Source organism: Mesobacillus sp. (genome assembly GCF_057785455.1).
In genome coordinates this window covers 22832-46260 of sequence record NZ_JBYNSB010000060.1, presented here as the reverse complement: position 1 = coordinate 46260, position 23429 = coordinate 22832, and the positions used below count along the sequence as shown (strand labels likewise).

The following is a 23429-nucleotide window of genomic DNA, read 5'->3' as shown; positions in this document are numbered from 1 at the left end:
CATTGCCACAAAAACGAACTGCCTCAAGAATATATTTCCATGTTTTTTCTCTTGTTTTTAAAGGAATTTAATTAATGTGAATCTAAAGTCAGGAGATGAAGTAATTATGCCAAATGAAAATAACAAGCAGGGCTTTCCGCCACAGCATCAGGATCATCAGCCAGGTACTGAGCCGGAGATGAAGCCTGAGCCGATTTCTGTTGATGAAAATTATAAGGGTTCTGGAAAGTTATCAGGCAAGGTTGCCTTAATTACTGGAGGCGACAGCGGCATCGGTAAATCCGTGGCGATTTATTTTGCCAAGGAAGGTGCCGATGTGGCTATTGTCTACTTGGAGGAAAGCGAGGATGCCCAGACCACCAGGGAGCTCATAGAGGCTGAGGGCCGCAAATGCCTGCTGATTGCAGGTGATGTCGGAAGCGAATTATTCTGTAATGAAGCAGCCAAAAAGACTATTGATGAATTTGGAAAGATAGACATTCTTGTCAACAATGCAGCGGAGCAGCATCCACAGAAGAGCCTGCTGGACATCTCTGCTGATCAGCTTGAGAAAACGTTCCGGACTAATGTTTTCTCTATGTTCCATTTGACGAAAGCGGTTCTTCCACACTTAAAAAAAGGAAGCACCATCATCAATACGTCATCAATCACAGCGTATAAAGGCAATGAGAAGCTGATTGATTATTCTTCAACTAAAGGTGCGATTGTGACCTTTACTCGTTCTCTGGCCATGTCACTGGCAAAGCAGGGAATCCGGGTAAACAGTGTTGCTCCAGGTCCAATCTGGACACCGCTCATACCTTCCACATTCTCAGCTGAAGAAGTAGCCAAGTTCGGGACTAATGCCCCAATGGGACGGGCAGGTCAGCCGCATGAACTGGCACCGGCGTATGTTTATCTGGCGAGCGATGACTCCTCTTATGTCAACGGCCAGACCATTCATGTCAATGGCGGTACAATCGTCAATGGTTAACTCTAATAGAAAAAAAAGCAAAGCATCGCTGCTTTGCTTTTTCTTGTTTATACAGATACTTGCTTATGATCCTTAGGTTCCCCGCATGAGAATCTCTTAACAATCTTGAATGGGATGATGATTCGTTTATTTGGCTCATCCGGATTCTCGATTTTCTGAATAAGGCTTTTTGCTGCCTGGTAACCCAGGTCAAAAATATTTATATCGACTGATGTCAATGGCGGTCGGGCCATTTCGGCAATCAGTACATTATTGAAGCTGACGATTGATATATCTTCTGGTACGGCGATTCCCATTTCATCCAATTTATTCAGCACCCCTAAAGCCATAAGGTCATCCGCTACGACCATGGCTGTTGGCGGATTCTCAAGTGAAAGGAGTTCCTTGACGGCATCCTGTCCGCTTTCACGGAGGAATTCATCATTGACGATATAATCATCGACCAGTGAAAGGCCTGAATTTCTCAATGCTTTTTCATAGCCAAGCAAACGTTCAACTGTAACTACCAGGTCAAGATTCCCCCCGATAAAACCAATGCGGTCATGTCCCAGCTGGATCAGGTGCTCGGTTACTTCCTTACCGGCCTTGAAATTGTCATTATCAACATAGCTGATATTGTCGTCGTCCTTGAACGGCTTTCCAATGACTACAAATGGGAAATCCCTTTCCCTCAGATAAGCTATGACTTTGTCCTCTACCTTTGAATACAACAGGACAACGCCATCCACCCTGCCGCCCTGAACCATCGCGACAACTCCATCAAAAATTTCATCCTCTGTCTTTCCTGTCGTCATGTGAAGCGCGTATTGCTTGGAATGTGCACCTTCACTTAAACCGGTTAGGACAGTGGGAAAGAATGGGTTTTGGAATACTGCATCGGTCGAGCTTGGCATTACAAGGCCGATAGCCCTTGTTGATTGGCTTGCAAGGCTTCTGGCGATAAAGTTTGGATGATACCCAAGCTGGTCCATTACCTCCCTGACTCTTTCCTTTGTTTTTTCGCTTATTCTCGGACTGTTGGCGATAACACGAGAGACAGTTGAAGGCGCGACATTAGCAACCCTTGCAACATCTTTTATAGTGACAGCCATAAGTTCCCCTCCCTCTAGCCAGAAAAATTCTTATCTTTATTATAAATGAATTGCTAAGGTTTTTTCCGTCTTTTTTTGTTTGTTCTTTGTTTCCCCAGTGACATCAACGGTGGTAAGTTATGGAGACATACTCCTCCCCATTCAGGGCATGCACCGATTAAGAATTTTTCAGTCTTGCCCTCTTTACAAGCGCGAAAATAAAGATGAAGAAGGCCGCATAAACTGCGCCCATTGCAGCTAAATACGGAATGTTCAAGCCTGTTTTTTCAGCCAAAACGTAAATTTCAGCCTTTTCCCGTTCAAGTGCAAGATTATATTCGCCATCTTTGCTTCGAACCAAATCATCAGCAAGCAGACCTCTCAGCTCCATGTCGTCCTTGAGCTGCTCTGCAGTCAAAGTGACCTTCTGTGTGTTCGAGGTGTTATTGATGGCAATGACGGATGTCTCCCCTTTATAAGTCCTCTTGAACACGGCCATGCCTTTCTTTTCGTAAAGCTTTTCAAAATCACCGCGAGTCAGGGATGGAAGATCATTGCGCAGCTCGCCGATTTTTGTAATATAATCGATCAGTTCTTTGTCTGCCCTGAAGCTCATTTGTCGGCGGTTATCAGGATCCTCTCCGCCATCCATGGCAATTTCACTTCCATAGTAGACAATAGGAATACCGGGAGCAGTGTACATGTATGTTAAAGCAAGCTTCCATCTTGTGCCCGGATGCTGCCTGTTCTGGACTGCATTCCTCGTAAAACGGACGGTATCATGATTGTCCATGAAATTCCCCATCAATTCGGGATTTTCATAAATTGCCTCATTTCTTTTTGCAGTCGTATAAAGCCAGTCCAATGTTTGGTCAGGTTTCTCGAATGCCGTACGCAAATTGTCATTAAGCGGATAATCGACAAAACCATCGATACCAGCCTTATCATATTTAGCAATGTAATTTGGATCCTCGGACCAAACCTCGCCGATTAGGTAAAAATCATCTTTTACACTTTTTACTTCCTTCGAAAACTCGCTCCAGAAATCGACTGGGACATGCCTGACTGTATCCAGCCTGTAACCGTCAATATCTGTTTCCTCAATCCACCATTTTGCAGCATCAAGAAGATATTTTCTCGTTTCAGGATTTTCCTGTGCTAAATCGGGGAGCCCATAAAGCCAGTTGTTTTCAAGCTCCTCCTGGTTGTTCCAGTCCATGATATCCTGCTTCTCATGGAACCAGTCCTTTTTAGCAGGATCATTCACCCACTCATGTTCCGGCGCGACATGGTTCACGACAAAATCCAGGATGATTTTAATGTCACGCTTGTGCGCTTCTTTGACAAGCTCTTTGAATTTGTCAACGCTTCCAAAATGCTCTTCTGTCTTATAAAAATCCTTGATCCAATATCCATGGTACCCCATATCCACATTGTCAAAGACCGGCGTCAGCCAGATGGCTGTGAAACCCATATCCTTTATGTAATCCAGCTCGTCTATGATTCCCTGGAAGTCACCGCCGTGATACGCCTTCGGATCCTGGGTGTCAACATTAAAGTCATTGCTATTGTCACCGTTATTGAAACGGTCCACCATCAGGAAATAAATTGTTTCATCCTGCCATTTGCGTCCTTCTTTTTCAACTGCACCTGCCGGGAGGGCGTAAAAAAGAAGAAACGGAATCAAGATGAAGATGAGTCTTTTTTTCATCTCCGCTCCTCCTCATAATTTAAGCAAAGGCCAAATCTGGCCTTTGCTTAAAAAGTGTTTGCCCTAATAGATTATCCTTTTGTTCCACCAGCCGTCAATCCTGATACAAAGTACTTCTGGAATGACAGGAACAAGATTGCGATCGGTACAGCAATCAGAACAGCACCTGCTGCGAATGTTGTAAATTCAGCTCCAAATTGTTTTGCGACCATGTCGTAAAGGCCGACAGCCAGCGTATATTTGCTTTCTGTCCTTAACAATACCCTAGCGAGAATGAAATCGCCGAATGGAGCGATGAAAGCGAATAGAGCTACAACTGCGATAATTGGAGTCGCAAGCGGCATGACGATTTGGAAGAAAATTCGCAAGTGGCCGGCTCCATCCATTTTCGCAGATTCATCAAGCTCTTTCGGAATCGTGTCAAGATAGCCCTTCATAAGCCAGGTATTCATCGGAATGGCTCCGCCAACATATACAAGAATCAAACCTAAATGAGTATCCAATAAGCCAGTAAGCAAGGCAAGGATGAAAATCGCGATCAATGCTGCAAAGTTAGGAATCATCTGCAGAATCAGGAAAGTCATCAAGCTGTTCTTGCGTCCAATGAAACGGTAGCGGGAGAAAGAGTACGCTGTCAAGCTGACAAGGATGACTGTGAACAGCATTGTCAGAACACTTACCTTCAAAGAATTCCAGTACCAATATAAATAGTTGCTCTGGCTGGTATCGAAAAGTTCTTTATAATGCGAAAGCGTCGCATTTTTAGGAATGATGTTCGATCCAGATAAACTTTGCCCCGGGTTGAAGGATGAACCAACAATCCACAGGAGCGGATAAATAATGATCGCAAACATAAACAAAATCACAAGATACGTTAGTGTCAGTCTGATATATTTCTGTCGTTTTATACTCATATTACATCATATCCTCTTCTTGGAATGATTTCGTTCTCTTGAACTGCCATAAAGCTACACCGATTACGATCAGTGATAACAGCATCGTGATAGCGGCGGCTTTAGAATATTGTGCAGATGTCATTGTGAGGCTGTAAATCCACGAAATCAGGATATCTGTTCCTCCAGCGTTAGCACCAGGCACTGCTGGTCCACCGCCATTAAAGAGATAAATAATATTAAAGTTGTTGAAGTTAAAAGTATATTGTGTGATCAGGATTGGTGCAGTAGCGAAAAGCACAAGCGGCAATGTAATGCTCTTGAACTTCTGGAAATTCGTTGCGCCGTCAACAGTTGCTGCTTCATATAATTCTTCAGGAATGGATTGAAGCACCCCGGTGGTCATTGCGAAAATGAATGGGAAGCCAAGCCATGTCTGGATCATGATCAGTGCAATCTTTGTATACATTGCTTCTGTCATCCACGGAATCGGATCTATGCCGAAAAATCCAAGGATATCACGGTTAATCGCACCGAATGATTCATTGAACATGCCAGCGAATACCAGGATGGATACAAATGCTGGAACTGCCCAAGGAAGGATGAACACAGTACGGATAATCGCTTTACCTTTAACATCCTTCTGGTTTACAAGGATGGCCAGGAACATACCAAGCGCAACCTGGAATGTGGTAGCCACGAATGTCCAGATGATTGTCCAGGATAGTACTGTGAAGAAAGTTTGACGCCATGATTCCAACTGGAACAGGTCGAAGAAGTTCTTAAGTCCTACCCAATCTACCAGCTTTGCAGGCGGAGAGTGGTAAAGGTCGTAGTTAGTAAATGCAAGCAAGACAACAAAAATGATTGGGAATACAACTACGAAGATAAGCAACAGGAATCCAGGTGACATGATCAAGTATGGGAAACCGTTGTCTACCAGGTTATTATATTGCTCTTTCAGGGAACTTAAGCGGACGCCCATATCCCTTTTCAAACCATTCTTGTACGCATCATTCAAGTTAAATAGATAGAAGCCGATTCCAAAAAGCAGAACGATGACTGCAAGAATCCCTTCTACCAGCAGGAAAATCGAGTGGTCACGCGGTGTCTGTTCCCCTAGTGTGAAAAGCCCCCATAATCCCATGTTCAGCAGGTCAGAGAAAACGCCAAAGAATGCACCTGTTAAAACGAGAAAAGCGATCCCTTTTAAATATTGTTTGTTGTACAGCTGTCCAAGCCCTGGAATGATCGAAAGGGCTGTTGCAATTCTGCGGTGGTTGGTTTGATAGGATTTCTCTTTCATCCTATATTCCCCTTTCTCTTTCTATGTTTTTAGCTATGTTAAACATTTTGTTTATGGAGTGATGCAAGCTCAGACGCTCTCCTCAGCCATTTAAACCATTGTCCTTTTTAACATAACCTTTTTAAAAGCATCAGATGCTTTATGAGAACGAATACATTTTATTATATGCAAGGCTTTCTATCCGTTTTCACTCTCATGAAGCATCTGATTTAGTATAAATCTATTTTAGCGCAAACGTTTGCTCAATGAAAGAGTTTTTTAGCGCACTTTTCGTAAACTTTGTGACTTTTTATATTTATATAACATGTAACATAAATTGGCAGCTTCTTCTGTAAAATACAGCAGTACCTCCCGCGGGAGGTACTGCTATATACTAGATTATTTAGAGTGGTTTTGCTTGATGTTTTGCTCGATTTGCTTAACCGCTCCATCAAGTGCAGCTTTAGGCTCAGCTTTGCCAGTTACAACTGTTTGCAATGCGCTTGCCATTGGTGCCCAAACTTCGCCCATTTCTGGGATGTTCGGCATTGGAACTGCGTCTTGAGTTTGAAGAGCTACAGCTTTAGCGCCTTCGTTTTCAGCTAGAGCTGGATCGTCAACTAGTGCTACGTTTGTAGGTACTTCACCAGTTTGTTCGAAACGATATTTAGCATTTTCATCGTTTGTGATGAATTCAAGGAATTTAGTAGCCCACTCTTGATTCTTAGAGTAAGAAGAAACATGCCATCCTTTAACACCCATGAAAGTCTTCATTGGAGTGCCATCAGCAAATTTAGGGAATGGAGCAACACCGAAATCGATGCCAGCATCTTTCATGCCGCCGAATGCCCATGGTCCGTTCATAACAGAAGCAACTTTACCTTCATTGAAAAGTCCGTCCATAGCAGATCCGCCATTTTCACCAACGATACCGTTAGGGAAAAGCTTCTCAGCATACCACTTCTGGATGTACTCAGTACCTTTTACAGCACCTTCATTGCTTAAGCCAAGATCTTGAGGGTTAAGAGCGCCGTCTTTTTCCCCAAATACATATCCGCCGTTACCAGCGATTGGAGCGTGTGCAAAGTAGAAGTTATCCCAAAGAGCAAGGAAACCATATTTGCCGTCTTTAGTGTTAGCTTTAGCGAATTCGTATAAATCTTCCATAGTTGCAGGAACTTCAGTCATAAGAGCTTTATTGTAGATGAAAACTGGAGTTTCAGCAGACTTTGGAAGTCCGTATAATTTACCGTCGAAAGTCTGTGCAGCAATTGAAGACTCAGAGTAAGTCTTTTTAACATCGTCGCTTACTTTCAGCTCAGCGATGTGACCTTGAACTGCAAGTTCACCGATCTGGTCATGTGGAAGCGTGATGATGTCGGGACCAGTACCAGCAGGACCGTCTAGACGTAATTGTTCTTTCATTTTTGTAGCCATTTCTACTTCTTTGAACTCGATTTTGATACCGTTTTCTTTTTCGAAATCAGCAGCTACCTTTTCAAGCCAGCCAGACTTATCTTTATCTTCCCAAACTACAAGCTTCTCTGGTTTAGAAGCATCTTCTGTTTTCTTCTCGCCATTGTCAGAACCTGTATTCTCTTCTTCTTTAGGTCCACAAGCAGCAAGTGCGCCAATCATCAAGATCAGCATCATGAAAATCGACAGTGCTTTTTTCATGTGTATACCCCTCCTAAAAATGTTTATACTTTTTTAATTGCGCAGAACGCTCAGTTACTGTGCAAACGTTTGTAATCTTGTTTGCAAGTCTATGAAAACGATTGCACAACCTAATTCTTATTATAAAGACTAAAATGAGTTTGACAACTAGTTTTTTTAATTTTTTTTACGGGTGAGTGTATTTCGTTAATTTTTTGTGAAACCGCTTTTTTATAATTGACATTTGTGAATTCGTGTTCTACCCTTGTTTTAATTATTAGGCTGTTAATCAGAATATCGATCTTTTGCTAAAGGGAAAGTTCATCTGCAAAGACTGCAAGCGGCGTTTTTTGTTGTATCATGCGCCGGCCTGCCGGAAAGATACCCTTCTTTTTACAGCCGATCATAAATGAAAGGAATGGTACTCCATGCTGAAAGAAGCGATTTACCACCGTCCTAAAGATAATTATGCATACGCTTGCACAAATGATGAGTTACATATTCGAATCCGCACTAAAAAAGATGATATAAAAGAAGCTGCACTGCTTAACGGTGATCCTTATGATTGGGCAGATGGAAAATGGATAACTAATACTGTGCCAATGATCAAGAGCGGCTCGGATCAGCTTTTTGATTACTGGTTTGTTGCCATAAAGCCTCCATACAAGAGAATGCGCTACGGTTTTATATTAAATGACGGGATTGAAACTGTTTGCCTTACTGAAAAGGGATTCTATCAGGAACCGCCATTGGATGATACCGGCTACTATTTCGCCTTCCCTTACTTGAATAATATCGATGTATTCCGTGCTCCTTCGTGGGTCAAAGATACTGTTTGGTATCAGATATTCCCTGAGCGTTTCGGCAATGGCGATCCTTCCATTGATCCTGAGGGTACATTGCCATGGGGCAGCGAGCCTCCTGCAAGGGATAACTTTTTCGGGGGAGACCTTGAGGGCGTGATCCAGCATATTGATTACCTTGCGAACCTTGGCATCTCAGGCATTTATTTCACGCCTATTTTCAAGGCTCATTCCAATCATAAATACGACACAATTGATTATATGGAATTAGATCCGCAATTCGGTGACAAGGATACATTGAAGCGTTTGATAAAGGTATGCCATGAGCATGGAATCAAAGTAATGCTTGATGCTGTTTTCAATCACAGCGGGTTCTACTTCCCTCAGTTCCAGGACGTTTTGGAAAAAGGAGAGCAATCCCCTTATAAAGATTGGTTCCATACACGCGAGTTCCCGCTTGTGATGGAGCCTCGCCCAAATTATGATACATTCGCTTTTGAAAAATCGATGCCAAAGCTGAATACAGAAAATCCTGAGGTTATTGAATACTTATTGGAAGTCGGACGATATTGGGTTCGCGAATTTGATATTGACGGCTGGAGACTCGATGTTGCCAATGAGGTCGATCACTCGTTCTGGAGAAAGTTCCGCTCAGAGGTGAAGGCAATTAAGCCTGATCTGTACATCCTTGGCGAAATCTGGCATGATTCCATGCCATGGCTGCGCGGTGATCAATTCGATGCTGTAATGAATTACCCATTCACAACAAATATCCTGAACTTGTTTGCACGCAATACAATTGCCGTAAAGCAATTCATTGAAAATATGACAACAGTGAATCACATGTATCCGAAGAATGTAAACGAAGTCAATTTCAACTTAATTGGCAGCCATGATACTCCTCGAATTCTGACTGAATGCGGCGGGGATGCAGATAAGGTGAAGCAAATCTTTACCGTACTGCTGTCATATATCGGCACTCCTTGCATTTATTATGGCGATGAAATAGGCATGAGCGGCGCAATGGATCCAGGCTGCCGCGAATGCATGAAGTGGAACGAAGAAGAACAGAACAAGGACATGTTCGGACATGTCCAGAAGATGATCCAGCTTCGCAAGCAATACCCTCTTTTGTCAAACGAAGGGGAATTGCATTTCATCCCTTCTGATTATCATGAATCCTGCTTTGCTTACACAAAATCAAATGGTACTGAAACCATCCTGGTTGTAGTGAATATGAGCAGCGAGGAAGTAAATTATCATCTTCCTTTCAACCTGAAAGGAAGGAAGATAACAAATATCTACACAGGCGAAGAGTTTGCTGCTGAAAGTGATGATTTGGCTGCAGCAATCGCCGGAAATGGCTTTGCATTATTCAAGTTTTAATTTATGTAGTTATAGCCCCTATTCCACAATAATGGAAAAGGGGTTGTTTTTTTGCGACAGAAAAAAAGGGAAAGCAAAGAATTTTATCTCTCTGTGATTTCCGGGAAAATTCACCTGCCAAAAATATTCAAAAGATAAAATACTTCAATTTACTGGCATTGTCTGTATAATAAAGGAATTACAACATGGAGATGCATGTATTATGAAAAAAACTGCTAAATTATCATTATTTGCCATTACATGGCCGCTTTTCATTGAAACAATGCTTTATATGCTGATGGGAAATGCAGATACACTTATGCTATCCCAGTATTCGGACAATTCGGTTGCGGCTGTAGGAGTTTCCAATCAGATTCTTTCGATGGTCATTGTTATGTTCGGATTTATTGCCACAGGTACAGCCATCCTTGTTGCCCAGAATCTTGGGGCAAAACGTGAGGAACAGGCAGGCGAGGTTTCCGTTGTCTCGATCGGGGCAAATCTTATCTTTGGATTGCTGCTTAGCGCGATTGTCTTTTTTTTCAGCGAACAATTGCTGAATATTATGGATTTGCCGGCAGAGTTATTTGATGAAGCAAATGCCTATCTAAAAATTGTCGGCGGTTTTTCGTTTGTCCAATCGCTGATCATGACTGTTGGCAGCATTGTCCGAAGCTACGGATATACCCGGGATATCATGTATGTCACGATCGGAATGAATCTTCTCAATGTGGTGGGGAATTATTTGTTCATCTTCGGGCCCTTTGGGATTCCAGTCCTGGGGGTGGAAGGGGTTGCTATCTCAACCACAGTAAGCAGAATCATTGGTTTAGTTGCTGCATTTTATGTGATGAAGCATCGGATACCGGGCAATTTGCCTATGTCACTGCTTTTCCGGTTTCCTAAGGTGCATTTGAAGAACCTGCTCAACATTGGAATTCCTTCCGCTGGAGAGCATCTGAGCTACAACGGATCGCAAATGCTGATCACCTACTTTATCGCAACCCTGGGAACACAGGCATTAACTGCAAAGGTATATACGCAAAATCTGATGATGTTCGTATTCCTTTTCAGCATCGCAATAAGCCAGGGAACACAAATTTTGATAGGCCATATGGTTGGAGCAAGAGAAATCAATGATGCCTATAAACGAGCCTTGAAAAGCCTTAAGCTTGCGATCATTATTTCCATCGCCGCGGCAGGGGTCGTATCCATTTTCGCAAAGGGGCTTCTCGGCATCTTTACTGATAATATGAGTATCATAGAGTTGGGCGCAACATTAGTTCTATTGACGATCATCCTTGAACCAGGCCGTTCCTTCAACCTCGTTCTAATCAGCTCCCTCAGGGCGGCTGGAGATGTAAAATTCCCTGTGTATATGGGTATCCTCTCAATGTGGGGTGTCAGTGTAACTCTGTCTTATTTTCTAGGAATCTATCTTGGCATGGGATTAGTCGGGATCTGGATTGCGTTCATCGCCGATGAATGGCTCCGCGGCCTCTTTATGCTCTGGCGCTGGCGTTCCAAAGTGTGGGTTAAGAAATCCTTCATACCTGAAGCAAAGCCTGTCCATGCAGAATGATGTTTAAAGCAAGCCCTAAGCGAAGGGCTTGCTTTTTTATTATAGGTCTCGGGAATTTTTCGATTCCATTGGTTACCTGTTTTGGACTGCTGCCGTACATTCATGAGCCAATGGGCTTTTAATGATGGCCTTTTTCTATAGCCCGATTTTGGTCACCAACCGGCTTCATCGGCTCCCTGTTTCCAGCAGGCCTCCTGATATTAAACACTCTCGATTTTTTAATCCACAATATTAATATTGTAATCTCTGAACCAGATATGGATTTGTGCAAGCTGTGCCAGGAGCTGCGGGCCTGTCATCAGCTGGCCGAACCATGGTACTTTGAAGGATGCTCCTTTCGTTTCGATCATTTCCGTCAATGTGGCCCTGTCGAAAAATTCGTGCAGAGCACTATTGGAATCGGCCATGAACTCTGATAGCATGCCTTGGACAGCCTGGGTATAAGCTGGGTGATGTGTCTTTGGATATGGGCTTTTCTTTCGGTATAAAACTTCATCAGGCAGAACGCCCTCCAATGCTTTACGTAAAATCCCCTTCTCCCTGTTGCCGTGCATTTTCATTTCCCATGGGATGTTCCATACATACTCGACAAGGCGGTGGTCAGCGAACGGAACCCTGACTTCCAGGCTGGCTCCCATGCTCATCCTGTCTTTACGGTCGAGCAGAGTGGTCATAAACCAAACAATATTTAAATAGAACAGCTGGCGCCGCTTTGCTTCATCAGGGCTTTCTCCCTCAAGTACCGGTACTTCTGCAATCGTCTGGCTGAACTTCTCCATCATATAGTCTTCTAGGTTCAGTTTCTTTTTCCAATGTCCCCTCAGCATGTTTTGGCGTTCAGATATGGATCGCATCCACGGAAATCCGCTGCGGTTTAAATCATCGGCCCTATGAAACCATGGATATCCGCCAAAGATTTCATCGGCACATTCACCTGAAAGGCCTACAGTAAAGTCCTTTTTGATTTCTCGGCAAAACCATAGAAGCGATGAATCTATATCCGCCATGCCTGGCAGGTCGCGTACATGGACAGCCTCAGTTAAATAGCCGGCAAGATCCTGCTGGGAGATAATGCTGTTATGGTGGGTGGTCCCGAATGTGTCAGTCATTTTATTGATCCAGTATGCATCAGCATTGGGCTGGAATTCATTCTCTTTAAAATACTTTTCATTGCCTTCATAATCAATTGAGTAGGTGTGCAGGCTGCCCTTCCCCTCCGCTTTATAATGGTTTGCAGCAATTGCTGTAATCGCACTGGAATCCAAACCACCTGAGAGAAAGGTGCACAGAGGCACATCTGACACCAGCTGCCTTGTTACAGCATCGGTGAATAGCCCGCGGACCTTTTCGGATGTTTCCTCAAGACTGTCTGTATGGATTTCGCTTTTTACGTTCCAATATCTCCATGTCTTAAGCCCGTTTTTTGAAAAAATAAGGCCATGGCCCGGCCTCAGCTCCTTCATATTTTTAAATACACCCGCACCAGGTGAACGTGATGGACCGAGCCCAAACACCTCGCAAAGTCCCTCCCTGTCTAGCTCAGCCTTTACATCAGGATGAGCAAGTAAAGCCTTTTGCTCAGAAGCAAACAAAAGACCCGATGCTGTTTCGATGAAAAACAGCGGCTTGACCCCAAGGCGATCCCGTCCAATGAACAATCTTTCCTCCTGCTGGTCCCAAACCGCAAATGCGAAAATGCCGTTCAAATGTTCAAGGCATTCTTCTTTCCATTCCATGAAAGAAGTCAGCAAAACCTCTGTATCAGAATGGCCATTAAAAGAATATCCTTTTAATAGCAGTGTTTTTCGAAGGTCTTCTGTATTGTACAGCTCACCGTTATAGCAAATGGTATAGCGGTTTTCCCCTTGGGTCCTGGTCATTGGCTGTTTGCCGCCTTCAGGGTCTACGACCACCAATCTTTTATGGCCGAGCGCGGCATATGCTGAAGTCCATATATTTGTATCGTCGGGACCTCTTTTACTTAAAGTTTCCGCCATTTTGGCCATGATTTCACGTTCATGTTCCAAGTTTTTCTTATAATCAACCCAGCCGGTAATTCCACACATATTTATCATCCTTTCAGCGGAACTTTCCTGTTTTTAACTTTTTAAAATTCCAAAAACCACCTGATCGCTTAAGCATTACTCATCTTATGCATTAACATTCCATCTGGTTAATTGACCTATCTTTACAAATCTTGTTATAAATTCGCCAAAATCTGTCTACAAAGATGGTAGCGATATAATGGATCACATTAGCCATTTCCAATGGATCCATTTGAAAGAATACAGAGCTGCATTTCTCCCAACATGCGGCCTTAACATCTCGGATAAAATAACGGAGGAACCAATGAACCGACAGCAACGAACCAATTTAATCGAATTTCAGCCCAGGGCCTTTAACTCCGGGACAGTTGAATATATCAATTCACAATGGGTGTTTTTTGATGAGGAAACAGAAGAGGCAGCACTTGTCGATGAATTTATCCATCAGGAGGTTGAGGTACTGAGGAACAACAAGTGGTGCAGGGGTTTCCTTCTGGATAACGGATGTATCCAGACCGGGAATGAAAAGCTGCATCTACAGGACCAGGAACTGCTCAGAGTCCGCAAGCAGCTTGTTTATGCCCTGGAACGGCTGTTGGATGAGTTAAATGATGAAGCATTCATCCAATTTATCAATACTTTGAATTCACTTAATTTTTCAGTGCATGATTGTATTTACTGCTATAATCACCTGACATTCCTTGACCATGAAAGCGGAATGTCTGGCGTCAATTTTTTAATCTTTGATAATGAAGAACTGATTTGCAGTGTCCAGCATCATTTCGATTATCATGACAAACATAATGACCGGTTTGAGCTGACAATGAGCAATGGAAAAAGGGCTGTAATCGAGAGGATCTCATAAAACGTTTAAGCAGAATCCTCCCGAAACAAAGATAATGAACACAATGATAATGAAAAACATGAGAAAAGCCTGCACAATGCCAGTGCAGGCTTTTCTATTTCTAAACAGTATAAACAGCATGTTCGAATGTCCTGAAGCCTTCTGCAAATTCTTTGGATTCAAGCGGCTTCTGGATATAATAGCCCTGTGCATAGTGGCAATTCAAATCCTTCAGGATATTGATCTGCTCGTCCGTTTCCACACCCTCTGCAACAATCTTCACATCAAGCCCCTGCCCCATGGTGATAATAGCTTTGACGATTGCAATATCAGATGGGTCATCATGAAGGTTATTGATGAAGGATTGGTCAATTTTAAGTGTGTCGATTGGCAGATTCCGCAAATAGCTTAGTGAGGAATATCCTGTTCCAAAATCATCAATTGAAACTCTGACACCTAAATCCTGCAAGCCCTTCATTACTGAAATGCTGTAGGCGATATCTTTCAGCATCGCACTCTCTGTCAATTCAAGTGAAAGGAATTCCGGATCAAGCTGCGAGATTTCGAGAGCTTTGATCACCTGACCGATGAAGCCATGCTGCTGGAATTGATGAGCAGAGACATTCACCGAGACACCCAGCTTCGGATTGCCCGCCTTTTGCCATTCCTTTGTCTGGATACACGCGGTTGTGAGTACCCAGGCGCCAATTTCATCAATCAAGCCGGTTTCTTCTGCAAGCGGAATGAATTGTGCCGGCGACACCAGCCCAAGATGAGGATGCTGCCATCGTATTAACGCTTCGGTGCAGGCAATCTCGCCTGTCCTTAAGTCCATCAATGGCTGATAGCAAAGATAAAACTCATTCTTCTTCAATGCCTTCCTCAAATAGCTTTCCAGTTCCAGGCGAATCATGGCCTGGTCATTCATTCCCGTAGAGAAATAGGTAATTTTATTCCCGCCCTGATTTTTCGAACGATTCATGGCAATATCAGCATTCTTTAAAAGAATGTGCTCCACCAGCCCGTCTTCAGGAAATGAGCTGATGCCAATGCTCGCAGTCACAATGAACTCCTGTTCCTGGTAATAGAGGGGCTTTGAGATCAGGTTCTGCAGCTCCCTCGCTACCCTCGTCGTCTGTTCGACGCTCACATTCCTGGTCAGGAGCATAGTGAATTTATCTCCGCTGAACCTGCCAAGGAAAGCGCTTTTTGGCATGCTTGTCTGGATTCTTTCAGCCAATTCCTTCAGGATGAAATCTCCCGCATAGTGGCCAAGGCTATCGTTTATGATTTTAAACCGGTCAATGTCGATGACAAGGACAGCCAGATTCTCTTTCTTTTTCTTTGCTGCCTTGATCATATCCTCCAGCTGTTCTGTGAATCTCATCCTGTTCGGCAAGCCGGTATCATGGTCATAATATGCCAGCTGAATAATCTTCTCTTCTGTCCTTTTCTGGCTTGTGATGTCCCTGCCGATCCCGTAAATTCCTGCGCATTCTCCATTCACGGTTATCGGGATATTTTTTATTTGAAAAATCTGTGTCTCGCCGCTCTTGACCTTGATTTGGAGTGTATAAGTCTGGTCTTTTCCTCTGAGCGCCTGTATAAAATGCAACCTGGCACGGGATAGATCCTCCTTGCTGATGAAATCCAGCGCTGGTTTGCCAATCAGCTCTTCTTCAGTGAAACCAAAGGTTTTTAAAAAAGCCTGGTTCACACTCGTAAAGTTTCCTCTTAAGTCCGTCGAATAGACGAAATCGCCATTGTTGTCAAACAGTGAACGGTAATATTGCTCAGAAATCTTCAGGCTTTCATTCAAGTGGAGTATATCTTGCTGTGAGGTTTCTACTAAGGTGGTAAGTGCATTGATGGTGTACTGGTTTTGAGTCTGTAAAATTACATCCAGTTCTTGTTTGCTGAATTCAGTGAAGGCAATGATCATCTGTTTATTTGAAATTGATTGTTCCTCATCCTGGCAAAGCAATACGGCAGCATGCGGAAGCTTTTTCTTTATCTCATTTTGTATTTCCGCCAGATCCTTTTCATTTTCCTGCTTGAAAATAATCTGCACTAGCATATGAGGGCTGTCCTGGAATGAGTTGCTTTCTATATAGCTATTAAGTTGGTCTCTATTCTGATATACGCTGCATTGGGTCTTAGCCATCGCCATCTCCAAATATTATATTTCTCCAATATCCCTATCTCCTAAAATACCACATTTTTCTGGACGAAGATATGACAAAAAAAGAAAAAGCTGCCACATAGTGACAGCTTTTCCGGTGAAGATTCATTAGAACATGTCTGTTCCAAGCGGAAGCGAGAATCCTAAATATAAAACCAGCAGTACGGCAACAATGAACTGGATCCATAGAATCGATGCTTTTTCGTTCTTTCTCGTACGGATCAAGATCATTTCCAGCATCGAAATGACCCAGAGTCCAACCGCTGCTTTCAGTACGTACATTATACTGATGCTTGTAATGCTGAACAGGAGCATGAAGCCAGTTAAAAGAATCAGCAGGTAGAAGACTCTTAAAATCATCTGGACAATTTTCGCGCCTTTTTCTTTCCCGCTTTTATGTAACCCGAGTGCAACAAAAAATAAGATAAGCGCCAGGAACCACGCTGTCATATGGGCATGTATCATTTACACGTCCTCCTATCGTCAAATTCTAACATATCATACCATATTCTAATCGAAAATCATAAATATAAAGGTGCGATGAGTTATTTAACCATAAGAGATTTCCATCGTCATCCAAAGATCCAGGTACCTTGCCATGAACCCTTATCCCTCAACCGAATTTCGAAGTTTCCCGATTCCTTCGACACAGATTTCTACTGTATCTCCAGCGGCCAGGAACTTAGGTGGCTTGAATCCTTTCCCAACGCCAGCAGGTGTACCAGTCGCAATGATATCGCCCGGCTCCAGCGTCATCCCCTGTGACAGAACTGAAATAATCTCCTCGATTGGGAAGATGAAATTTTCCGTATTGGAATCCTGCCTGATTTCCCCGTTTACCTCAGTCCTGATATCCAGCTTGTTCGGGTTTTCAATAGCCGATTTATGGACAATCCACGGACCCATCGGACATGTAGTATCGAGACTTTTCCCAATGAAAAACTGCTTGTGCCTCGCCTGGAGATCCCGTGCAGTTACATCATTTACAATCGTATAGCCGAATACATAATCCAGGGCCTCCTCCTTTGTGATTTCCTTCCCTTTCTTCCCGATGACAACCGCCAGCTCCCCTTCGTAATCCAGCTGCTGCGTCACATTCTTATGCTCCATGATTGCCCTACCATGGCCAATCACTGTCGTAGGCGCCTTCGTAAATACCATGACATGTTCAGGAATATCTTCCTTGCTTCCCATTTCAATTGCATGCTCTGCATAATTTTTCCCGACGCAAAAGATGTTCTTCAGAGGTCTTGGAATCGGCGCGAGGAAAGAAACCGTTTCCAGGGAAAGACTGAACTCCTCATCTCTGCCATTGTCGCTTACCCAGCTGCTGGTGCGCAACACTTCCTCAATAAAGCGTTCTCCGCTCTCAATCCCAGCCTGCATCGTTTCCGGTAAAACCGATTCCCCATTCATTTTTTCTGAAGCTTTCGCCAGCTGTAAAACAGTTTTTTCCTCTTGATCCACAAGCCCAATAAAAGCTTCATTATCTTTGTAAAAAGTACCTAGTTTCACGTTAACCCCTCCAGTTATGTATGTTCAGATAAGCCCAAAAGAAATGCTTCTGTTTCGCTTGGGGATGTAAAATGAAAAATCTCCTTCCCCTGCTGGCGATAGTTCTTCAGCATATGAATTATTCCCGGTGCTTTTTTCCGTTTATATTCCGCCACCCATTTCACGAACTCCCAATCGAGCTTTTCGGGACAGCCTTCGTTCATATCCGGTCTGGCCTTGCCATGATACATGATCCTTCTTTTGAATATCCCATACAGGCATCGGGTTGTGGAATAGTCCAGAAAAATAATCGTATCAGAAGCCTCAGCCCTCATCTCCATCGTACCCCCGAAATTGCCATCCATGATCCATGACTCATTCCTGATGATGTTCTCAATGACTTGTTTCCACTCACTCCGTTCGGTCTGCTTCCAGCCGGGCTTCCAATAGAGTGCATCCAGATGATGAACCTGTATGCCGAGCACAGCGCTTAGCTTCCGTGCAAAAGTAGATTTGCCAGCACCGCCGCTGCCTATGATGATGATTTTGTTCATATGGCCTCATCCTTCTTAAAACGCTGTTTTTTCATGTATGTGCCAGTCCTCCACAGCCATTCTACCGGCCCATAAAAAAAAAGCTTTATCCACCACAAGCTAAGTGCCAGCTGGAACGAGTAGATTCCTAGTGCAAGGATTGTTCCAGCAAAGATCGAAATTTCACCATAGTATCCAAGACCATAGCTATAAAAAATCATTGTTGATATGACGGATTGGAATAGATAATTACTGATCGAAAGCCTGCCGGCTGCCTCAAGTGGCGCAAACAAGCGATCGAAGCTTCTATTCTCGGACAATAGGGCAATGATCAGGGCATAACTCATTGCCAGCAGCACTCCGCCAAAGGCATCCTGTCCATAGTCTGTAACCAGCGTTCTGCCAATCAGATAAGGAATGGCCTTTATCAGGAGCCCAATCAAACCAAGGATAATGGCAGCCATGGCAAGCTTCTTTCTTTTTAAATCAACATTCTGAAACAATTCCAGCTTTGCCGCTCCGGCACCAATCATGAACAATGGCAGGATTGTGATTGTATAGTAAAGCAGCCCAACAACACCATTATTGGCATTCCACTCTTGTATTCTCTGCCCGGTCACTTCCGCAAAGCTGCCAGATTGATAGACTGCCAGCGCCTCTTCTGCTGCTTCTTTATTGTACATTGAAAATGGCTCTCCAGATTCTGACAGCATTGCGAGTGCAAGCAATCCCAGCAGGAGAACGTTTGGTATGATATATACCACCAATCCGCCAATCAGGAGCTTCCTTGCACTCCAGCTGATGAAGAACAAAAAGACGAAGCCGGTGACTGCATATGTGATCAGGATATCTCCCTCCCAGACCAGGAAGGCATGGATAATCCCGAACACTATTAAAATTGATAGCCTTCTTAATGCGAGAGGCTTGAAGTTTAACCCTTTTTGAATTGTCCGTTCTCTCAGGATTACCAGCCCATATCCGAACAGCATGGCAAACAGCGGATAGAAGCTTGCCTGGACAAACAAATCAATGAATCTGTAAGCACCGATATTCAATGGGCCTTCCCACCAGGTTTCTGGATCGATATGAAAATAAGGTGAATGAAAGGAAATCATGTTCACCAAAAATATCCCTAATAGTGAAAAACCCCGCATGCGATCAATCGAGAAAATTCTGTTCCCTGCCGTGCTTTTGTTTATCTCCATAATTCCCCTCATTTCCTGCAGCAGAGTACATCTATTCTATGTATAGCATACAAAATCCTGCCTGCCAAAAAGAAAAGCGCATGTGCCTTGCTTAATTCCCACAGGCCTTTGAATATGAATCAAGCCACTGCAGCAGATGAGGTGTGAACGGTGCACTGGACATATCCATAAAAAATTTAAGGACTGCCCGTTAAAGAGAGCAGCCCGCAAGTGATTCTTAATTTACAAACTTGCCTGTCTTTCCTCTTGTTTCCCAATATTCATTACGAAGGTGGACCTTCTGGATTTTTCCGGAAGCTGTCTTTGGAAGTTCTTTTACAAAGGTGACTCCAGTAATTGCTTTAAAGTGGGCCAGCTTTTCGCGTGAGAAATGAACTAGCTCCTGTTCTGTGACTTCCGCATTCTCCCTCAGCACGATATAGGCATGAGGTGTTTCACCCCATTTTTCATGAGGTACCGCAATGACCGCAGCCTCCAATACTGCAGGATGGTCATAAAGGGCTCCTTCAACCTCGATTGAGGAGATGTTTTCCCCGCCGCTGATGATAACATCTTTCTTCCTGTCAACGATATCAATATTTCCATAGAAATCGACTGTAGCCATATCGCCGGTATGGAGCCAGCCATTCCGGACCGTTTCCATCGTAGCTTCTTCATTTTTCCAATAACCCTTCATGACTCCATTGCTTCTTGTGATGACCTCACCGATCTCGGTTCCATCATGGGCTACTTCTTCTCCAAAGTCGTTCACCACTTTTACCTCGCAGGCAATCATCGGTATACCGGCCTTTGCCTTCATTCTGTATTGCTCGTTCTTGGGCAGATGCTTCAAGTGTGATCTCACTGCTGAAATAGTACTTAACGGAGATGATTCAGTCATGCCGTACACCTGGATAAAGTCCCAGCCTAGTTCTTCCTCAACCCTGGTCACAAAGGCTGGCGGCGGTGCAGAACCAGCAATGACCACACGTACTTTCTGGCTGGCAGCAGGTTTATTTTTTTCGCAGTATTGCAGCAGTGAGTTCAGGACGGTAGGAGCCATATGCATGACGCTTACCCCATGCTTTTCCAGTGCATTCATGATCGTCTCAGGAGTGGTTTTCCGCAGGCATACCTGGGATGAGCCGTTTGCCGTATAGTAAAAAGGCGATCCCCACCCATTAACGTGGAACATTGGCAGGACATGGAGCAATACATCCTCATCACTGACCTTTAGATGATGCATGGTGCTAAGCGCATGAAGATAATTATTTCGGTGGGTAAGCATGACACCCTTTGGATTGCCGGTCGTCCCGCTTGTATACAGGAGGCTGCACACATCGTTTTCATCAAGATCCTCACGTTTGAAGGTTTCTGAAGAATGCTGTGCCAGCCAATCATCATATCCTTGCTCGCCAATGCTGTCTTCCTTGTAATGGACAATAATTTGCTCCACAGTTTGAAGCTGGTCCTTGATTGGGACAATCAGATGGTAAAGGTCCTGGTCGACAAAAAGCACCTTAGATTCGCTATGGTTCAAAATAAACAGGTAATCTTCAGGTTTCAGACGAATATTCAGGGGAACCATGACCCCGCCAATCTGAAATACCCCATAGAAGCCTTCAAGCATTTCGATTGAGTTAGGAGCAAGGTAAGCAATCCTGTCCCCTTTCCCGGCTCCAAGCTTTCTCAAGCCGTCAGAAAGCCTGTTTACCCTCTGGTTCAAATCAGAATATGTAAGCACCCGGTCCTCTGAATAGATTGCTTCCTTTTCCCCGTAAAGCGAAACTGCCCGATCTAAAAACTGGTTTAACAGCAATGGAACGTTCATACTCTGGCCTCCTGAGAATAAATTAATAATTCTAACTATATCAATATCTTACCATATTACTCTTCCTGTTATATAACCTTTTATCCTGTTCTATAACATTGACAAAATAGAATCTGGGCGTTTTAATCACAATCTCGGCTTAGGCACATACCATATAGCAAAACGGGAGACTTATGAGGATACCGCCGGCTGTTCCCACTCCCACTTGCAGCGCTTAAAGCTGCAAGCGAATTTTCTAGCGGATACCCGGCGGTAAAACAAAACCAAGCAGAAGGGTGTTGCTCATGCCGGCAATAGTAGGAGTCGTACAGGTCATCTCCCTGGGCAGCAGCGCTGTTTTCCATATTGGCGATGTATATAGGATCAGTCCAGTTTCCAATGCCAAAACTTTCTCGGGGGCGGGTTCATTCAATACGGGCGATGGATTGAACGTCTACAATAACCAGAGCTCAACGAATACCTATGATCAGGATGGCGTCGATCAGGGAAATTACTTTAATGTATAATGCGGGTGATATGAATGAATTTCTATATTCAGCAATCGATTCATATAAATTTATTAAAGATTGATGGCATAACCAATTCATCCGTCCTGCAGATCGGGAGTGCGGGACTGATCAAGCCTGTATCCTATCTGTACAATACCGGTGGATTTTTGGAGCCTGCTCCACAAGCTTTGCATCCAAGCCAGGGCCAGGTTATTTCTAATACTTTAGAAGCGCCAGCAGTCCCCCTGCAGGGTCCATCGCGGTAGGCATATTTAAAAAAATCTGGTTTGAGACGAGGTGATACGTTTGGATTCTGATTTTTTGCAATATCTCAAAAAGCTGCATCTGTTTGTGGAGCATCAAAGCAAGAAAATAGCCAAGATGGAGAAACTGATTGCGGAGCTGCAGACTGAAGTTGCCAGCCTGAAGGACCGCCCTCCGGTCCAAATTGGGAATATTGAATATAAGTTTGACCAGCTAAAAGTGGAAACACTGGAAGGAACGCTGAATATCGGACTTAACCCAACTGATTTGAATGGGATTGAGGATTTTGCAGTAGACCAGAAATCACTGAACGTTCCCATCCCGCCAAAACAGTCATTCAAACGGAAAATCGAACTGGAAACGGCTCTTTATCAGTATTTAGAAACAGATTTGGAGCAAATTTACCGGGAGGCACAAACGAACCTGGGAATTAATGTAGATGAATCGTATTTTAGTTTTATTAAAGAAGATATTAAGAAACAGCTTTCGGGAAGGGTGGACCATCACCTGAAAGAGCTTGCATCGGCAGGCAGGGGTGATGAAATGGACCCTGATATCAATACTCAAATCATCGACCGGCTGAAGCAGGAAATTCAAAATGGGGTATTCCTATTCCTTAAGAATTTACCTGACACCGTGAAGGAAGGACAATCAAACGAATGAATTTCCAAGTCTATAACCGAGATATATGTGTAGGTGACATAAGAGTAATAGGTGTATCAAGCTCATCCCTGCTGATGGTGGGAGATGCCCAAACAATCCAGCTGGCGGCAACCTTCGATACTCCGGCAGAATCGCTGATCATCGGACCGTTCGTCCCGCTATCTCCGGAGTAACCCCTATGCTGCAAAGAACAGCATGTGTAGACAGGATTGAAATAGACTCGATCATCTTCTCTTCCGTCCTGCAAATAGGAGACTCCCAGCAGATCCAGGCATTTTCCAGGGCCCTCGCTGTCCAAAGGGAGGCTGAAACGTTTTACAGTAATGAAGGGAACTTTTCCACTTTCCCTATTTTCTCAGAGAAAATTCCATTTCTGCCCATCAATGAAATCATTGAATTTTCGACTGAAAATATAAATCCCATCATCAAAGTTGGGAATATTGACATACTTGGTGTCTCTTCTTCAGCCATCGTCCACCTTGGCAACACCTGCCATGTTTCTATGGAGGCACGGGTCAAACATATCAGGCAATTGCTGCCGCGTGAAGAACAAAAAGATTAAT

Annotated in this window: 21 protein-coding genes; 9 read left to right on the top strand and 12 right to left on the bottom strand. The window is 43.8% G+C overall.

Translation table 11 applies throughout. From position 1 onward, the window contains the following. Positions 1-106: 106 nt before the first annotated feature. Positions 107-973, top strand: a complete 867-nt coding sequence (locus AC3EBE_RS21570) for an SDR family oxidoreductase (RefSeq protein ID WP_488597083.1) — start codon at positions 107-109, stop codon at positions 971-973. Between the two features lie 47 nt (positions 974-1020). Here the strand turns inward: AC3EBE_RS21570 and AC3EBE_RS21565 are convergent, their stop codons facing one another. The 5 genes from AC3EBE_RS21565 to AC3EBE_RS21545 all read right to left on the bottom strand — a co-directional run bounded on the left by AC3EBE_RS21565 (position 1021) and on the right by AC3EBE_RS21545 (position 7609). After that, positions 1021-2064, bottom strand: coding sequence for a LacI family DNA-binding transcriptional regulator (locus tag AC3EBE_RS21565; RefSeq protein ID WP_488597082.1), 1044 nt, complete (start codon positions 2062-2064; stop codon positions 1021-1023). A 157-nt stretch (positions 2065-2221) separates the two neighbouring features. Next, on the bottom strand, positions 2222-3754 hold the full coding sequence (locus tag AC3EBE_RS21560) for an alpha-amylase family glycosyl hydrolase (protein ID WP_488597081.1): 1533 nt from the start codon (positions 3752-3754) through the stop codon (positions 2222-2224). Positions 3755-3825: 71 nt separating this feature from the next. Then, the gene (locus AC3EBE_RS21555; RefSeq protein ID WP_488597080.1) at positions 3826-4668 is read right to left on the bottom strand and encodes a sugar ABC transporter permease; all 843 of its coding nucleotides are present in this window, start codon (positions 4666-4668) and stop codon (positions 3826-3828) included. 1 nt (position 4669) lies between these two features. Beyond that, complete coding sequence (locus AC3EBE_RS21550; RefSeq protein ID WP_488597079.1) at positions 4670-5953, bottom strand: ABC transporter permease subunit; 1284 nt, start codon at positions 5951-5953, stop codon at positions 4670-4672. Between the two features lie 378 nt (positions 5954-6331). After that, positions 6332-7609 (bottom strand): sugar ABC transporter substrate-binding protein, encoded by a 1278-nt coding sequence (locus tag AC3EBE_RS21545; RefSeq protein WP_488597078.1) that lies wholly within the window; start codon positions 7607-7609, stop codon positions 6332-6334. A gap of 407 nt (positions 7610-8016) precedes the next feature. Between AC3EBE_RS21545 and AC3EBE_RS21540 the strand changes: the two genes are divergently transcribed. Both AC3EBE_RS21540 and AC3EBE_RS21535 read left to right on the top strand, forming a co-directional pair. Beyond that, positions 8017-9777, top strand: coding sequence for an alpha-glycosidase (locus tag AC3EBE_RS21540; RefSeq protein WP_488597077.1), 1761 nt, complete (start codon positions 8017-8019; stop codon positions 9775-9777). 202 nt (positions 9778-9979) lie between these two features. Further along, on the top strand, positions 9980-11338 hold the full coding sequence (locus tag AC3EBE_RS21535) for an MATE family efflux transporter (protein WP_488597076.1): 1359 nt from the start codon (positions 9980-9982) through the stop codon (positions 11336-11338). Positions 11339-11556: 218 nt separating this feature from the next. Here the strand turns inward: AC3EBE_RS21535 and asnB are convergent, their stop codons facing one another. Beyond that, a complete protein-coding gene (gene asnB / locus AC3EBE_RS21530; protein WP_488597075.1) occupies positions 11557-13404 on the bottom strand; it encodes an asparagine synthase (glutamine-hydrolyzing) in 1848 nt (615 codons plus the stop codon). Between the two features lie 283 nt (positions 13405-13687). On the opposite strand from asnB, the gene AC3EBE_RS21525 reads away from it, so the two are divergent. Further along, positions 13688-14248: a DUF2777 domain-containing protein gene (locus AC3EBE_RS21525; RefSeq protein ID WP_488597074.1), complete on the top strand. Its 561-nt coding sequence runs from the start codon at positions 13688-13690 to the stop codon at positions 14246-14248. 100 nt (positions 14249-14348) lie between these two features. Here the strand turns inward: AC3EBE_RS21525 and AC3EBE_RS21520 are convergent, their stop codons facing one another. From AC3EBE_RS21520 to AC3EBE_RS21495, 6 genes are all read right to left on the bottom strand, one after another. Continuing rightward, positions 14349-16391 (bottom strand): putative bifunctional diguanylate cyclase/phosphodiesterase, encoded by a 2043-nt coding sequence (locus tag AC3EBE_RS21520; RefSeq protein ID WP_488597073.1) that lies wholly within the window; start codon positions 16389-16391, stop codon positions 14349-14351. A 126-nt stretch (positions 16392-16517) separates the two neighbouring features. Further along, complete coding sequence (locus AC3EBE_RS21515) at positions 16518-16874, bottom strand: YisL family protein (protein ID WP_488597072.1); 357 nt, start codon at positions 16872-16874, stop codon at positions 16518-16520. A 141-nt stretch (positions 16875-17015) separates the two neighbouring features. Continuing rightward, on the bottom strand, positions 17016-17924 hold the full coding sequence (locus AC3EBE_RS21510; protein ID WP_488597071.1) for a fumarylacetoacetate hydrolase family protein: 909 nt from the start codon (positions 17922-17924) through the stop codon (positions 17016-17018). Between the two features lie 14 nt (positions 17925-17938). Continuing rightward, on the bottom strand, positions 17939-18457 hold the full coding sequence (locus tag AC3EBE_RS21505) for a DNA topology modulation protein (RefSeq protein ID WP_488597070.1): 519 nt from the start codon (positions 18455-18457) through the stop codon (positions 17939-17941). Continuing rightward, complete coding sequence (locus AC3EBE_RS21500; RefSeq protein ID WP_488597069.1) at positions 18454-19641, bottom strand: DUF418 domain-containing protein; 1188 nt, start codon at positions 19639-19641, stop codon at positions 18454-18456. Before AC3EBE_RS21500 ends, AC3EBE_RS21505 begins: the two co-directional genes overlap by 4 nt. 217 nt (positions 19642-19858) lie before the next feature. Then, positions 19859-21451 (bottom strand): long-chain-fatty-acid--CoA ligase, encoded by a 1593-nt coding sequence (locus AC3EBE_RS21495; protein WP_488597068.1) that lies wholly within the window; start codon positions 21449-21451, stop codon positions 19859-19861. A gap of 284 nt (positions 21452-21735) precedes the next feature. Between AC3EBE_RS21495 and AC3EBE_RS21490 the strand changes: the two genes are divergently transcribed. The 5 genes from AC3EBE_RS21490 to AC3EBE_RS21470 are packed head-to-tail and all read left to right on the top strand — an operon-like array spanning position 21736 to position 23428. Beyond that, positions 21736-21957, top strand: a complete 222-nt coding sequence (locus tag AC3EBE_RS21490; protein ID WP_488597067.1) for a spore germination protein — start codon at positions 21736-21738, stop codon at positions 21955-21957. A 14-nt stretch (positions 21958-21971) separates the two neighbouring features. After that, positions 21972-22205 carry a spore germination protein GerPB gene (locus AC3EBE_RS21485; RefSeq protein WP_488597066.1) on the top strand — a complete coding sequence of 78 codons (234 nt, stop codon included), beginning with the start codon at positions 21972-21974 and terminating at the stop codon, positions 22203-22205. Between the two features lie 40 nt (positions 22206-22245). Next, positions 22246-22866, top strand: a complete 621-nt coding sequence (gerPC, locus tag AC3EBE_RS21480) for a spore germination protein GerPC (RefSeq protein ID WP_488597065.1) — start codon at positions 22246-22248, stop codon at positions 22864-22866. Beyond that, positions 22863-23039, top strand: a complete 177-nt coding sequence (locus AC3EBE_RS21475) for a spore gernimation protein GerPD (protein WP_488597064.1) — start codon at positions 22863-22865, stop codon at positions 23037-23039. Before gerPC ends, AC3EBE_RS21475 begins: the two co-directional genes overlap by 4 nt. Before the next feature lie 5 nt (positions 23040-23044). Continuing rightward, entirely contained in the window at positions 23045-23428 is a 384-nt protein-coding gene (locus tag AC3EBE_RS21470) for a spore germination protein GerPE (protein ID WP_488597063.1), read from the top strand. Position 23429: the final 1 nt, after the last annotated feature.

What these genes read in the sequence shown, in the direction of transcription:
- AC3EBE_RS21495 (WP_488597068.1), bottom strand. Translation starts at nt 21,451, where the DNA reads ATGAACGTTCCATTGCTGTTAAACCAGTTTTTAGATCGGGCAGTTTCG.
- AC3EBE_RS21500 (WP_488597069.1), bottom strand. Translation starts at nt 19,641, where the DNA reads ATGGAGATAAACAAAAGCACGGCAGGGAACAGAATTTTCTCGATTGAT.
- AC3EBE_RS21525 (WP_488597074.1), top strand. Translation starts at nt 13,688, where the DNA reads ATGAACCGACAGCAACGAACCAATTTAATCGAATTTCAGCCCAGGGCC.
- AC3EBE_RS21560 (WP_488597081.1), bottom strand. Translation starts at nt 3,754, where the DNA reads ATGAAAAAAAGACTCATCTTCATCTTGATTCCGTTTCTTCTTTTTTAC.
- AC3EBE_RS21485 (WP_488597066.1), top strand. Translation starts at nt 21,972, where the DNA reads ATGAATTTCTATATTCAGCAATCGATTCATATAAATTTATTAAAGATT.
- AC3EBE_RS21570 (WP_488597083.1), top strand. Translation starts at nt 107, where the DNA reads ATGCCAAATGAAAATAACAAGCAGGGCTTTCCGCCACAGCATCAGGAT.
- AC3EBE_RS21490 (WP_488597067.1), top strand. Translation starts at nt 21,736, where the DNA reads ATGCCGGCAATAGTAGGAGTCGTACAGGTCATCTCCCTGGGCAGCAGC.
- AC3EBE_RS21470 (WP_488597063.1), top strand. Translation starts at nt 23,045, where the DNA reads ATGCTGCAAAGAACAGCATGTGTAGACAGGATTGAAATAGACTCGATC.
- AC3EBE_RS21505 (WP_488597070.1), bottom strand. Translation starts at nt 18,457, where the DNA reads ATGAACAAAATCATCATCATAGGCAGCGGCGGTGCTGGCAAATCTACT.
- AC3EBE_RS21555 (WP_488597080.1), bottom strand. Translation starts at nt 4,668, where the DNA reads ATGAGTATAAAACGACAGAAATATATCAGACTGACACTAACGTATCTT.
- asnB (WP_488597075.1), bottom strand. Translation starts at nt 13,404, where the DNA reads ATGTGTGGAATTACCGGCTGGGTTGATTATAAGAAAAACTTGGAACAT.
- AC3EBE_RS21520 (WP_488597073.1), bottom strand. Translation starts at nt 16,391, where the DNA reads ATGGCTAAGACCCAATGCAGCGTATATCAGAATAGAGACCAACTTAAT.
- AC3EBE_RS21565 (WP_488597082.1), bottom strand. Translation starts at nt 2,064, where the DNA reads ATGGCTGTCACTATAAAAGATGTTGCAAGGGTTGCTAATGTCGCGCCT.
- AC3EBE_RS21515 (WP_488597072.1), bottom strand. Translation starts at nt 16,874, where the DNA reads ATGATACATGCCCATATGACAGCGTGGTTCCTGGCGCTTATCTTATTT.
- AC3EBE_RS21475 (WP_488597064.1), top strand. Translation starts at nt 22,863, where the DNA reads ATGAATTTCCAAGTCTATAACCGAGATATATGTGTAGGTGACATAAGA.
- AC3EBE_RS21540 (WP_488597077.1), top strand. Translation starts at nt 8,017, where the DNA reads ATGCTGAAAGAAGCGATTTACCACCGTCCTAAAGATAATTATGCATAC.
- AC3EBE_RS21545 (WP_488597078.1), bottom strand. Translation starts at nt 7,609, where the DNA reads ATGAAAAAAGCACTGTCGATTTTCATGATGCTGATCTTGATGATTGGC.
- AC3EBE_RS21535 (WP_488597076.1), top strand. Translation starts at nt 9,980, where the DNA reads ATGAAAAAAACTGCTAAATTATCATTATTTGCCATTACATGGCCGCTT.
- AC3EBE_RS21550 (WP_488597079.1), bottom strand. Translation starts at nt 5,953, where the DNA reads ATGAAAGAGAAATCCTATCAAACCAACCACCGCAGAATTGCAACAGCC.